General features: G+C 63.1%; 7 protein-coding genes. 6 read left to right on the forward strand and 1 reads right to left on the reverse strand.

The annotated features are described in order from the left end of the window. Positions 1-89 precede the first annotated feature (89 nt). The 3 genes from DFR51_RS04985 to DFR51_RS04995 are packed head-to-tail and all read left to right on the forward strand — an operon-like array spanning position 90 to position 4,935. On the forward strand, positions 90-2,180 hold the full coding sequence (locus DFR51_RS04985; protein ID WP_243446541.1) for a TonB-dependent receptor: 2,091 nt from the start codon (positions 90-92) through the stop codon (positions 2,178-2,180). A gap of 59 nt (positions 2,181-2,239) precedes the next feature. Continuing rightward, on the forward strand, positions 2,240-3,805 hold the full coding sequence (locus DFR51_RS04990) for a hydantoinase/oxoprolinase N-terminal domain-containing protein (RefSeq protein ID WP_121047892.1): 1,566 nt from the start codon (positions 2,240-2,242) through the stop codon (positions 3,803-3,805). 26 nt (positions 3,806-3,831) lie between these two features. Further along, a complete protein-coding gene (locus DFR51_RS04995) occupies positions 3,832-4,935 on the forward strand; it encodes a DUF917 domain-containing protein (RefSeq protein WP_121047893.1) in 1,104 nt (367 codons plus the stop codon). A gap of 75 nt (positions 4,936-5,010) precedes the next feature. On the opposite strand, the gene DFR51_RS05000 is transcribed toward DFR51_RS04995, so the two are convergent. Next, the gene (locus DFR51_RS05000; RefSeq protein ID WP_121047894.1) at positions 5,011-7,266 is read right to left on the reverse strand and encodes a TonB-dependent receptor; all 2,256 of its coding nucleotides are present in this window, start codon (positions 7,264-7,266) and stop codon (positions 5,011-5,013) included. 381 nt (positions 7,267-7,647) lie between these two features. Between DFR51_RS05000 and DFR51_RS05005 the strand changes: the two genes are divergently transcribed. From DFR51_RS05005 to DFR51_RS05015, 3 genes are read left to right on the forward strand one after another with little or no spacing between them, the layout of a single operon-like run. Continuing rightward, on the forward strand, positions 7,648-10,377 hold the full coding sequence (locus DFR51_RS05005; RefSeq protein ID WP_243445383.1) for a M14 family zinc carboxypeptidase: 2,730 nt from the start codon (positions 7,648-7,650) through the stop codon (positions 10,375-10,377). Between the two features lie 19 nt (positions 10,378-10,396). Next, positions 10,397-11,959: a M20/M25/M40 family metallo-hydrolase gene (locus DFR51_RS05010; RefSeq protein ID WP_121047896.1), complete on the forward strand. Its 1,563-nt coding sequence runs from the start codon at positions 10,397-10,399 to the stop codon at positions 11,957-11,959. 11 nt (positions 11,960-11,970) lie between these two features. Beyond that, a complete protein-coding gene (locus DFR51_RS05015; RefSeq protein WP_121047897.1) occupies positions 11,971-13,116 on the forward strand; it encodes a dipeptidase in 1,146 nt (381 codons plus the stop codon). Positions 13,117-13,156: the final 40 nt, after the last annotated feature.

Here is a 13,156-nt window from a genome sequence, read left to right on the forward strand (position 1 = left end):
CCTCTGACTACCCGACTCCGGCGTCGCGCGCCTTTCCTCTGTGCGCGAATATGTGCGTGCAGGGAAAACAGCAAAAAGGGGTAACGGAAATGACGGGTCGTAACCTGAGAACGGCTTTTCTGGCGTCGGCGGCACTGGCGATACTGCCGGGCGCGGCGCTGGCGCAGGACGCCGAAAGCGACGAGATCATCATCACCGCGCAGCAGCGTGCCGAACCGCTCCGCAACGTTCCCATCCAGGTGACGGCGTTCACCGCGCAGGCGGTCGAAGATGCGGGTATTAAATCGACGTCCGATATCATCGCGCAGGTGCCGAACATCACTTACGACCGCGGCGATACCTATCGCAGCAACTTCATCACGATGCGCGGTCTCACCCAGATCAACAACGCCGATCCGCCCATCGCCTTCGTGCTCGATGGCGTGCCGCAGACCAACCAGAAGCAGCTCGGCGTCACTCTGTTCGATATCGAGCGTATCGAGGTTCTGAAGGGCCCGCAGGGCGCGCTCTACGGCCGTAACGCCGTGGGCGGCGCCATCAACGTGGTGACGAAAGCGCCGGGCAACGAACTCGAAGGTTTCGTCAATCTCGGCTATGCGAACGGCGACACGATCGACGTTTCTGCAGGCGTTTCGGGCGCGCTGGTCGAAGACAAGGTTCTGCTCCGCGTTTCGGGCAGCTACACGTCGTCCGACGGCCTCGTGAAGAACGATTTCCGCGGCGATCACGTCGATTATATCGATCACGATTATTCGCTGCGCGGCCGTATGATCCTGAAGCCGACCGATCTGCTGACCTTCGACCTTCGTGCCGAATACAGCGATTTCCGGGGCGGTTCGAACAGCTACGCAGCCGTGTTCTCCGGCATTCCGCGCGACTTCGTGAACCCGCAGTTCAACTTCCCGGCGTACGCGGAAGGCGACAGCGTCGATCTCACCGGCAAGTTCGATTACGACTTCGGCTTCGCGACGCTTACGGGCATCAGCGCCTGGGCGAAGTTCCAGCAGAACAACAGGGCCGATCTCGATTTCCGCAATCCCGTGGATTCACCGGGCGGTATCTTCGGTCTCGGCTTCCAGGCAGGGCAGGGGCAGAACGCCAAGCTCGAAACCTTCAGTCAGGAACTGCGCCTCGTTTCCGCGAGCGATCAGGATTTCCGCTGGCTCGTTGGCTTGTATTATCTGAACACCGATCGTGCGCTCGTCACGCGCGGTTTTATCGATATCGACGGCAGCGATCAGTTTGATAACACCGCGCTGCTCATCGCCAACAACAATGAAACGAACGACAACAACGCCTATGCGGCGTTCGCGCAGGTCGATTACGACCTGACGCCGACGCTGACGCTGACCGGCGGCATCCGCTACGACGAGGACAAGCGCGAGCAGACGAACGTCGTGACCGGCGCCGTCCGCAAGACCTCGTTCGACCGCGTCCAGCCCAAGGTGACGCTGACGTGGAAACCGGAAGACGGGCGTCTCGTTTACGCCACCTACAGCACCGGCTTCCGTTCGGGCGGCTTCAACGCGCCGAATGTCACCGTGCCGGTGTTCGACGCCGAAACGCTCGATAACTTCGAGGTCGGTTTCAAGACGCAGTGGTTCGATCGCAAGCTCACGCTGAACGGCGCCGCCTATCTCACCAACGTGAAGAACTACCAGTACTTCTACGTTGATGCAGCGACCGCATCGCAGATCATCGACACGATCGACAAGGTTCAGATCAAGGGCTTCGAGATCGAGGCGATGGCAAAACTCGCGCCTGGGCTTGATGCGAGCTTCGGTGTCGGCACCACCGACAGCGAGATCAAGCGCAGCCTGTTCCCGTCCGACGTGGGCAATCATTCGCCGCGCACGGTGCCGCTGTCGATCAACAGTTCGATCCAGTATCGCGGCGATCTCAGCGAGACCGTGGCGGGGTTCGTGCGGATCGAGCATCAGCACATCGGCAAGAAGTATTGGGACGCCGACAACGCTTCGGTGCAGAATCCGTATGACCTTCTCAACGCGCGCATGGGCGTCGAGTTCGGAAACTACGGCCTCTATGCCTTCGCGCGGAATATCTTCAACGAGAAGTATTATTCCGAATTCTTCCAGCCGAAATATTCCGGTCTCGATGTCGCGATCGGCTATCGCGGCACGCCGCGCACCTATGGCGTGGAAGCCAAGGTGAAGTTCTGACAGTCTTGGCGGGCGCTCCCGGGCGCCCGCCGTCACGCATTCTATTTCGAAAGGTTGACATGAGCGGCAGCGGATACAGGCTGGGCATCGACGTCGGCGGCACCAACACCGATGCGGTGCTGATGCGCGGGCGCGAGGTGCTGGCGACGGCGAAGAGCTTCACGACCGCAGACGTGCGCAGCGGTGTCGTCAATGCCGTGCGCATGATCCTCGACAAGGCGCCCGAGCATCGCGCTTCGATCGAAGCGGTGATGATCGGCACGACGCAGTTCGTGAACGCCTTCGTGCAGCGCAAGGGGCTGGCGCCTGTCGCCATCTTCCGCGTCTCGCTGCCGAAAGCGGACGGCGTGCCCCCGCTCGCAGGTTGGCCGGACGATCTCGTCGAGGTCGCCGGCTCGCACATCTACATGGTCGGCGGTGGTGCGCTCTATACGGGCAAGGATTATGCCCCGCTCGACGAAGACGCGCTCCGCGCCGCTGCGGAGGATGCCCGCGCCAAGGGGCTGAAGGCCGTCGCCATCTCCGCGAACTTCGCGCCGATCCGCCCGGATATCGAGGAAAAGGCCGCCGTCGTCGTGCAGGCGGTGATGCCCGATGCGCGCATCACGATCTCCTCGAAGGTCGGTGGCCTCGGCCTCATCGATCGCGAGAACGCAGCCGTTATCAACGCGACGCTCGCCGAGCTTTCCGAAAAGGTGATCGGCTCGCTGCAAACGGCGATCGCCGACCTTGAAATCAACGCGCCGATCTACATCAGCCAGAACGACGGGACGCTGATCACCACTGAAACCGCATCGGCGTTCCCCATCCTCACCTGCTCGGCCGGCCCCACGAACAGCATCCGCGGCGCGGCGTTCCTCACCGGGCTCGACGAGGCCGTCGTCGCCGACATCGGCGGTACCACCACCGACATCGGCTTCCTCCTGCGCGGCTTCCCGCGCGAGACGACCGCGGCGAACTACATCGGCGGCGTCCGCACAAACTTCCGTATGCCCGACGTTCTGTCGATCGGCATCGGCGGCGGCAGCCTCGTCCGCAAGGGCAAGAATGGATGGACGGTCGGCCCCGACTCTGTCGGCTTCCGCCTCGCCGAGGAAGGTCTCATCTTCGGCGGCGAAACGCTTACCGCGAGCGACATTGCCGTTCGCGCCGGGCAGGCCCAGATCGGCGACCCCGCGAAGGTCGCGCATCTTCCCGATGAAACCGTGGAGGCCGCGCTCGACAATCTGCATCTGCAGATCGAAGACGCGATCGACCAGATCAAGACGAGCAACCATCCGCTCCCCCTCGTTCTCGTCGGCGGCGGCAGCATCCTCATCTCGCGCGCGCTGAAGGGCACGTCCGAAGTGTTGAAGCCCGCGCACGCCGAGGTCGCAAACGCTGTCGGCGCCGCCATCGCGCTCGTCAGCGGCCGTGTCGACAAGCTCTACGACGTCGGCACGCTCGGCCGAGAAGCCGCGCTCGAACTGGCGCGCAGGGAAGCGACTGACGCCGCCGTTGAAGCGGGTGCGCTCGAAGGCGAGGTGGAGATTGTCGAGATCATCGAGCTTCCGATGACGCATATGAAATCCGGCTCCGTCCAGATCAGGGTCCGCGCTGTCGGCCCGCTCGCGGCGCTCGCCTGAGCCCACGCTGTTTCGAAAGGCACATCATGTTCATTGTCGATAGCGTTCAGGACATTCAGGATATGGCGCGCGGCGCCGTGCTTCTCGGTACGGGCGGCGGCGGCGATCCTTATGTCGGCGAACTGTTCGTCCGCGCGCAGATCAAGAACGGTCGCTACCCGAAAATCCTCTCGTGTGACGAAATCCCGGACGATGCGTTCGTGCTCTCCATCGCGGGCATCGGCGCGCCATCGGTGATCGTCGAGCACCTCGTCAGCGAAAAGACGCTGCACCGTATCCTCGCGCGTGCGGAAGCCTTCTATGGCCGCCGCGTCGATGCGCTTATCAGCGCCGAGATCGGCGGTGCGAATTCGATGTTTCCGCTCGCGCTCGGCGCGATCAGCGGCATTCCGGTGCTCGATGCGGACGGCATCGGCCGCGCCGTGCCGCACATCGAGATGACGACGTTCAGCATCTACGGCTGCAAGGCGACGCCGGGCATCGTGATGGACGATTCCGGCAATGTCATCACCATCGAAGCGGTGGACGACCGCATGGCGGAGGATCTCTGCCGCGTAGTCACCGGCGCGATGGGCGCCATGGCGTTCGGCGCGCTCTATCCGATGACGGGCAAGCAGGCGAAATCCTTCGCCGTGCAGCGCACGATTACGCAGACGCTGGAAATCGGCCGCGCGATCCGCACGGCGCGCGAGGACTCTCGCGATATCTTCGAAAGCCTGATCGATTATCTGAACAGCTGGGATGGCCGCACCGCACGCATCCTCTTCGACGGCAAGATCACCGACGTCACGCACGACACGCGCGACGGCTGGCATTTCGGCCGCGCGACGATGACGGGCCTCCAGGATTCAACCGACGAGTGTGTTGTCGAAATCCAGAACGAATTCCTCGTCTGCCGCCTGAACGGCAAGACGATCACGATCGTTCCCGATCTTATCAGCATCCTCGATCGCGAATCCGGCGAGCCGCTCACGGGCGAAATGCTCACTTACGGCCAGCGCGTGAAGGTGCTCGGCTACAGTGCCGATCCGATGCTGCGCCGCCCGGAAAGCCTTGAAGTCCTCGGCCCGCGCATGTTCGGGATCGACGAGGAGTTCCAGCCGATCGAAAGTCTGCTGGCCTCCGCATAGGCTGGCGCAAAGGCAAAAAAAGGGGCGGCAACCCAGCGGTTGCCGCCCCATTCTTTTTGGCTGACTGCGTCGTCTTTAGAAGTTGGCGCGGAAGTTCAGGCCCACCGTGCGCGGCGTCACGCTGTTGACGACCGTGCGGTTCTGCAAGATGCCGTTCGATCCCGAGCGTGTGATCGCGGTGTCGTCGAGCAGATTGTTGACGAAGGCATACACGCCCCAGGCATTGTCCTCGGCCTCGACGCCGATACGCACGTTCGCGATTTCGTAATCGTCGATGTAGCGTGTGAACACGTAGCTGGGACGGAAGTCCGACCAGGAGCCGCCGACGTGGTTGGCGTCAACCCGGAAGAAGCCGTTCAGACCCTGCGTCAGAGCCCACACATACTGGGCCGAAAGGCCCGCCGTGAACTTCGGCACGAACGGAATGCGGTCGCCGTCGAAACCGGCTGCCGGGGCAACGGCCGTACCGGCGTTCGGCTGGTCTTCCGTCAGCTTGGCGTCGAGATACGCGAGGTTGCCGGAGATCGAGAGGCCTTCGATCGGCCGCAGCGAGCCTTCAAGTTCGAAGCCGCGGATACGCGCCGAGCCCGCGTTGCCGATATAGGCGAACGCGCCGTTCGGCGTGCGCGTGCTGATCTGCATGTCCGACCAGTCGATCTGGAACACGTCCATGTTGAGCGTGAGCTTGCGATCGAGCAGCGTCGTCTTCAGGCCCGCCTCATAGTTCCAGAGGCTGTCCGACGTGTAGGGCGTCAGTTCCTGCGCAAGGCCGATCACCTGGTTCGCGCCGCCCGGACGGAAGCCCTGCGAGGCTTCGGCGTAGAACAGCACGTCGTCGGTGATCTTGTACGACGCGTTGAACTTCAGCACCGTGCCGTCCTCGTCCGTCGATACGAACGACAGCGGACGCACGACGGCGCCGACAAGGATCGAGCCCTTGGTCGTCTCGCCGTTGATGTCCTTGTCGTAGCGGAAGTAACGGACGCCCGCGGTCAGATTGAGGCGGTCGGTTACATCATACGAGACTTCACCGAATGCCGCGACCTGGCGAAGGCTGTCGTTGATGTAGCGCGACGTTGCGATCTCCAGCGGATAGATGATCGCGCCCGTCACCGGATCTGCGTTCACCTGCGGATTTTCCACGTGGATGTCGCGGTCCGAGAAGAAGCCGCCCACGGTCCAGTTGAGCGGTCCCGTGCCGTCAGAGCTGAGGCGAAGCTCAGCCGTCCACGCTTCCATGTTCTGCTGCGGGAACAGCGCCGACGTCGACTGGCCATCGACCAGCGCATAATAGTCCGTAAGCTGTGTTCCGGCGCAGGGAATGGCGGCGCTGCCGTTGAGGCGGGCACCGCAGCCTGCCGCCGTCCGCGTCGAACGGATGAACCGCGAAACGTCGCTCACCGTCGAAATATCGCGGTCCATGTAGGAGCCCGCCGCCGTCAGCACCACGCCGCCGAAATCATAGGCGGCCGTCAGGCTGAAGAGGTCGACATCGTCGCGCATCGGCTGGCGGGTCAGCGCGTCCGAGTTATACTTGCCGGCTTCCAGCGTCCACGACGGCGTGTCCGTCCGCGAACGGTTCATGTAATAGGCCGCGTCGATCGTCAGATCGTCGGTCGGGGTGGCGCGCAGCAGCACGCGTCCGCCGTAATACTTCTGCTCGTTGATGTCCTTGATGCCGAGCGTCGTGTTGTCGATGTAGCCGTCCGCCTTCCGGTAGAAGCCCGTGGCGCGCACCGCCAGCTTGTCCTGCACGATCGGCACGTTAACCATCGCGCTGCCTTCGAAGTTGGCGCCGCCATGCTTCGTCGCGGAAAGGCTGGTGTCGATCGCCGCGTCGAATTCGCTCGTCGGCTTCTTGTAGATCACGCGGAGCGTGCCGCCCATCGAGCCCGAACCGTAGAGCGTGCCCTGCGGGCCGCGCAGCACCTCGACGCGTTCCACGTCGAACAGGCGAAGTTCGGGGGTCGATCCGCCGGCATCGTTGCCCGCGCCGATCACGCCCGTCACCGGGGTTTCGTCGTAGTAGGTGCCGACCGTCGGCTCACCGGCGGCCTGAATGCCGCGGATGACGACGCGGCGCTGCGACGGGCCGCCGTCTACGAAGGAAAGGCTCGGCACGCTCGAATTGAGATCGGCGATGCTCTGTACGCCCGAATTCGCAATCGTGTCGCCGGTAACAGCAGAGATCGAGATCGGCGTATCCTGCAGGTTCGTGTCGCGTTTCAGCGCCGTAATGATGATTTCATCACCGGAGGACTCCTGTGCGACCGCCGTCCCGCTCACCCCGGCCATTGCCGTGGCGGCCAGGAAAAACGACATTTTGAACATCTTGCTCACCCTAAATCTCCTTTTACGCATGTCCGGCTTAACCATCTGCCGGACATCGATTATGCGAATGAAAGGGCCACTCGATCGGCCCTTGAAGAAACTTTTGCTTGCCAAACCCCCTTGTTCGGCCATGTCCGAGAAGACGCTGGCCAGTATATTTTGGGAGGGGGCCCGAATAGAGCCCCAAATCTCCGCGGGCCGTTCTGAGTCGAGGGCACGTGCTTGGCAAGATGATTGTTGCGTATCCCGACAAAATGATGAAATCCTGATGCTATCAAGCATCAGGTCTCCGCAAGGAGATGCCAAAACGGCTTCGGCGGCTGCCGCGGGAGACGAATGATGTCGTGTTGTCGTTAGCGTGGAGGGGCAAAGATGGTTAAAATGGCGGTCGGCGTTGCGATTGCGGCGCTGCTTGGAACGACGGCGATGGCACAGCCGACGGACGCGGACTTCGCGAAATCCGTGAAAGCGTGGACGACGAAGCCGGAATTCAGCAGCCCGCTCGTGGACCATCTGCCGGTTTCAGACACCGTTCCGTCTCCGAAACAGATTCTGGGTAACCATATCGGCGCGCCGAAGGTGCTGCACTATTACGATCAGATCGTCGGGTATTACCGGGCGCTTGCTGAAAAATCGCCGCGCATAAAGATCATCGAGATCGGCAAGACCGAGGAAGGCCGCGAGAATATCGTGGTGATGATCTCGTCGGAAGAAAACCTGGCGAAGCTCGACACCTACAAGGCCAATCTCGCGCTGCTCGCCGATCCGCGCAAGCTGCCGGCCGCAGACGCACCTGCCGTGATCGCGGGAACGAAGCCGATCTATCACCTGTCTGCAGGGCTTCACAGCGCCGAAACCGGGCCGCCCGAGATGCTGATGGAGCTTACTTACCGCCTGCTGACCGATGAAGGCGAGATGATCCGCGGCATTCGTGACAATGTCGTCGTCGCGCTCAGCCCGGTTCTGGAGGCCGATGGCCGTGACCGCTACGTCGATTGGTACTACCGCAACCTCATCGACGAGACTGACGATCGCAATAAGCCCGGCGGCCCGCCTTACTGGGGCAAGTACATCTATCACGACAACAACCGCGACATTAACTTCTCGGATGTCAGCGCCCGCCACCTGATGAACTATTATCTGGAATGGCACCCGCCGGTGATGCACGAGCTGCATGAATCGGTGCCGTTCCTCTACACGTACAGCGGGCAGGCGCCGCAGAACCCCGATCTCGATCCGATCCTGTTCGGGGAGCTGCCGTGGTTCGCGAACTACGAGATGGCGCAGCTCACCAAATACGGCATGCCCGGCGTGTGGACGCACGGCTTCGTCGATGCGTGGACGCCGGGCTATCTCGCCTTCATGTCGTCGAACCACAACGGCATGCTGCGCATGTACGAAACCTTCGGCAACGGCGGCGCGACGACGATGCTGCGTCATGTCGCGCCCGAGGTGCAGACCTCGGTGCGCGGCGGCGACTGGACGAAGCGGGACTGGTATCGTCCCAGCCCTCCCTACAAGGAGGTCGTCTGGTCGATGCGCAACAACACCAACTACATGCAGACAGGCGTTCTGACCGCGCTCGATCTCGCCGCCAAGCATCCGAATGTCATCCTCGAAAACTTCTACAAGAAGAGCGCGAACGCCGTTGAGAACGGCAAGACCAAGGCGCCTTATGCCTATATCATCCCGGCGGGCCAGAAGGATGAAACGCGGGTTGCGTTCGTGACGAACCTCTTGCGGATGCAGGGGATCGAGGTCGGCCGCGCCGACCGGAGCGTGAAGCTCAAGGGCGGCAGCTATCCGGCCGGTTCGCTGGTCGTGAAGCTCGATCAGCCCTACGGCCGTCTCGCCAAAATTCTGCTCCGCAAGCAGGACAATTACCCGGACGAGAAGCTCGGAACCTACGACGATGCGGCGTGGACGATGGGCATGATGGCCCATGTCGACATCAAGGAGGTGGACGACAAGGCCGCGCTCGATATCCCGACGACGCCTGTCGAGCGCATCACGCCGCGCGGCAGCATTTCGGGTCGCGGCGCGGGCACCTATGCGGTGCTCGATAACGGCTCGGTCGGCCTCGCAACGCTCCGCTATCGCTTGAAGGACGCGAAGGTCCGTGTCGCCGAGGCCGATTTCAAGGCTGGCGGCAAGACCGTCCCGGCGGGGTCTCTCCTCGTCGACGGCAGCGCTTACGACACGCTGAAGCCCGCCGTGGAATCGCTGGGCCTGCAGGCCGTTTCGGTCAGCGGCAACCCTGCCGCACACGAAACCGCGCTGCCGCGCACCGCGCTGTTCAGCACGTGGGGGTCGAGCGAGAAGGTCGGCTGGGTGCGCTACGCCTTCGATCAGCACGAAATCGCGTACGACCTCGTCTTCAAGGAGCAGGTCCGCGCCGGCAACCTCCGCGACAAGTACGATGTCATCATCCTGCCGACGCAGGGCCGTTCGACGAAGGATATCGTTTTCGATATTCCCATGAAGGGCAAGCCGCTGCCCTACACGAAGACGGGCCGTTACCGCTTCCTCGGCGACTACGGGTCGTCGGAGGACGTGCGCGGCGGCATGGGCCTTGAAGGCATGGTGGAGCTTCGGAAGTTCGTGGATGCGGGCGGCACGCTCATCACCACGGGCGATGCGAGCGCCGTGCCCGTTGAGTTCGGCCTTGTGAACGACATCGTCACGACGCGCGCGCCCGGCGACTTCTACGCGCCCGGCCCGATCGTGAAGGCGAAGGTGTTGCAGCCGAAGAACCCTGTGTTCTACGGCTACGACGCGGCGGAAATGCCCGTGCGCTGGGCGTCGAACACGCTCTACGGCGTGCCGGATCGGCTGAAGGGCCGCGTGATGATGGAATTCCCCGGCGGCAAGGAGGGCGTGCTCAGCGGCTTCATGCGCGGCGCTGATGGTGTGAAGGACCGCGCCGCGATCCTCAACATACCGCAGGGCGAGGGCCGCATCCTGATGTTTGCCACGAACCCTGTCTGGCGCTGGCAGAACTTCGGCGAGTTCCGGATGCTCTACAACGCCCTCATCAACTGGAAGCAACTCGGTATAACGGACGTGGCACCGCCCGTTCCCGCGCCGATCGCCGCCGTTTCCGCAGAATAATCCTCAAGGAGTTTACCTGATGATCCGCAAGTCCATGCTTCTCGCCGCCGCGCTTTCCGCCGTCGCATTCTCCGCCACCGCGCAGGAGGTGAAGCGCCCCGAGTTCCCCTTCACCACGGAGAAGGCCTACGACGCCGGCAAGGTCGCGGCGTACAAGGGCAAGCACGCCGCCGCTTACAAATACATCGACGCAAACAAGGCCGCGCACATCGAGAACGTGCAGCGCTGGGTGCGCCAGCGCTCGATCAGCGCCCAGAACGACGGCGTGAACGACATGGCGAACATGCTGATCGCCGACCTCAAGGCGCTCGGCTTCAAGGAAGCCGAACTCGCCCCCACCAAGCGCCACCCCGGAGTCTGGGGCTATTATGATGCCGGCGCGAAGACCACGATCGCGGTTTACATGATGTACGACGTGCAGCCGATCGAGCCCGTGGGCTGGAACGTCGATGCCTTCGCGGGCACCATCCTCGAGGATCACGACCTCGGCCGCGTCCTCATGGCGCGCGGCGCGACCAACCAGAAAGGCCCGCAGCGCATATTCCTGAACGCGCTCGAAGCCATCATCAAGGCCGAGGGCAAGCTGCCCGTGAACATCATGCTGCTCGCGGAGGGCGAGGAGGAACTCGGCTCGCCGCACTACCCGGATCTCATCGCCAAGTATCAGGACCGGCTGAAGCAGGCGAACGGCGGGGTCCTCTTCCCGATGATGGGGCAGACGCTCGGGGGCGGCGTGCAGATGTCGCTCGGCGTCAAGGGCAACATCTATTTCGAACTCGAAGCGCAGGGCGGTCCGCAGGGCGGCCCGAAGACGGCGGAGATCCACAGCTCGCTGAAGGCCATCGTCGATGCGCCGGGCCTCCGCCTCGCCCAGGCGATCGCGAGCCTCACCTCGCCGGACGGCAATGTCATCACTGTCCCAGGCTTCTACGATTCGATCCGCCAGCCGAACCAGGAGGAGCAGGAACTCATCAACGGCGTGCTCCCGGCGTGGGAAGCGAACGAGCCCGCGATGCGCAAGTCGCTCGGCGTCGACAAGTGGATCGACGGCATGTCCGGCCGCGAGGCGATCACCCAGTATCTCTTCAACACCACGCTCAATATGGACGGCATCTGGGGCGGCTATTCGGGCGAGGGCACGAAGACCATCCTGCCGCACAAGTTCACCGCGAAGTTCGACTCGCGCCTCGTGCCGAACCAGACGCCCGATGAATCCGAGCGCCTGATCCGTGCCCATCTGGATGCGAAGGGCTTCACGGACATCAAGCTCACGCGCCTGTCGGGCTATCCGCCCGCGCAGTCGTCGGTGAAGGAGCCGCTCGTGCAGGCGGTGATCGGCACGTATCGCAAATACGGCATCACGCCGAGCGTCATGCCCCGTCTTGCGGGCAGCGCGCCGTATTACGTGTTCACCGATATCCTGAAGATGCCGATCGTTTCGGCGGGCATCGGCTACGGTACGGGCGCGCACGCGCCAAACGAGTTCATCGTCATCGATCCGAAGCCGGGTTCGAAGGTCGCGGGCATCACGGAGGCGGAGAAGTTCTACGTCGACGTCGTCCACGCCGTCGCGAAGCGCTAGGGAGAGCGGACATGATCGGGGAAAGCGAGATCAGTCGCCGCGCCTTTGCGGCAGGCGCGGCGGGCCTCGGCCTTTCGGCACTGGCGGGCATCGCGCCTGCCGCCGCCGAAACAGTGCCGCCGGCGGTGGCGGCGCTTTACAAGAAGGCGATCGTCATCGATGCGCTCGCTTCCCCCGATACGTGGAACGTTCCCTATCCGCCGCCCGGCGAACTCACGCCCGAAAAGCTCGCGAACGTGCGCGCCTCGGGCATCACCGCGGTCAACCTCACGGTGGGTAAGCCGGGCGGGCTTGAAGGCACGGTGAAGGAAATCTCGAAATGGCTCCGCCATATCGAGGCGCATCCCGATCATTTCCTGCTCGTGAAGCGCCATGCCGATCTTGCCGCCGCCAAGAAGGCAGGCAAGCTCGGCATCATCTTCGGCTTTCAGGGCATGGGCATGATCGGTGAGGATCTGAGCCTCATCGAAACGTTCGACGGCCTGTGGGTGAAGATCATGCAGCTCACCTACAACGACAAGAATCCGCTCGGCGCGGGTAGTTCCTCGCCGGATAACGAAGGCCTCACGTCGCTTGGTCGCGAAGCCGTGGCGCGCATGAACAGCCTCGGCATCCTCGTCGATACCGGCCACGCCACGCCGCAGACGGTGATAGACGCGGCGGCGTCCTCGTCGAAGCCGATCACCTGCTCGCACACCGGAGCCCGCGCCGTTTATGCCAGCCAGCGTAATCAGACGGACGCCGCACTCCGCGCCGTTTCAAACACGGGCGGTGTTGTCGGCATCTATCTGATGCCGTTCCTTGGCCGCGACCCTGTCTCGCCCTCGCGAGCGCTGTTCATGAAGCATCTTGTCCACACATTGAACCTGTGCGGAGAGGATCATGTCGGCATCGGCAGCGACCAGAGCATCACGCCCGTCGACATCTCCCCGGCCTACATGGATATCGTGCGCAAGACCGCCGAGGCGCGGCAGAAGGCCGGCATCGGTGCGCCGGGGGAAGCCGATGGCCCGGTTGCGGTCCCTGATCTCAACAGCGCCCGCCGCATGGAAATCATCGCCGCCGAACTCGACCGTGCGAAATACCCCGCGCGCGTCATCGAAAAGGTGATCGGCGGCAACTTCGATCGCCTGTTCCGCGAGGTCTGGAAGGCCTGAAACGTTCAGGGCGGAGCCGAAGCCCCGCCCTGATCATGTT

The sequence above is a fragment of the Sphingosinicella microcystinivorans genome, from assembly GCF_003634215.1.
Lineage (GTDB): Bacteria > Pseudomonadota > Alphaproteobacteria > Sphingomonadales > Sphingomonadaceae > Sphingosinicella > Sphingosinicella microcystinivorans.

Coding starts and splice junctions, on each gene's coding strand:
- DFR51_RS04985 (WP_243446541.1), top strand. CDS start 90: ATGACGGGTCGTAACCTGAGAACGGCTTTTCTGGCGTCGGCGGCACTG.
- DFR51_RS04990 (WP_121047892.1), top strand. CDS start 2,240: ATGAGCGGCAGCGGATACAGGCTGGGCATCGACGTCGGCGGCACCAAC.
- DFR51_RS04995 (WP_121047893.1), top strand. CDS start 3,832: ATGTTCATTGTCGATAGCGTTCAGGACATTCAGGATATGGCGCGCGGC.
- DFR51_RS05000 (WP_121047894.1), bottom strand. CDS start 7,266: ATGTTCAAAATGTCGTTTTTCCTGGCCGCCACGGCAATGGCCGGGGTG.
- DFR51_RS05005 (WP_243445383.1), top strand. CDS start 7,648: ATGGCGGTCGGCGTTGCGATTGCGGCGCTGCTTGGAACGACGGCGATG.
- DFR51_RS05010 (WP_121047896.1), top strand. CDS start 10,397: ATGATCCGCAAGTCCATGCTTCTCGCCGCCGCGCTTTCCGCCGTCGCA.
- DFR51_RS05015 (WP_121047897.1), top strand. CDS start 11,971: ATGATCGGGGAAAGCGAGATCAGTCGCCGCGCCTTTGCGGCAGGCGCG.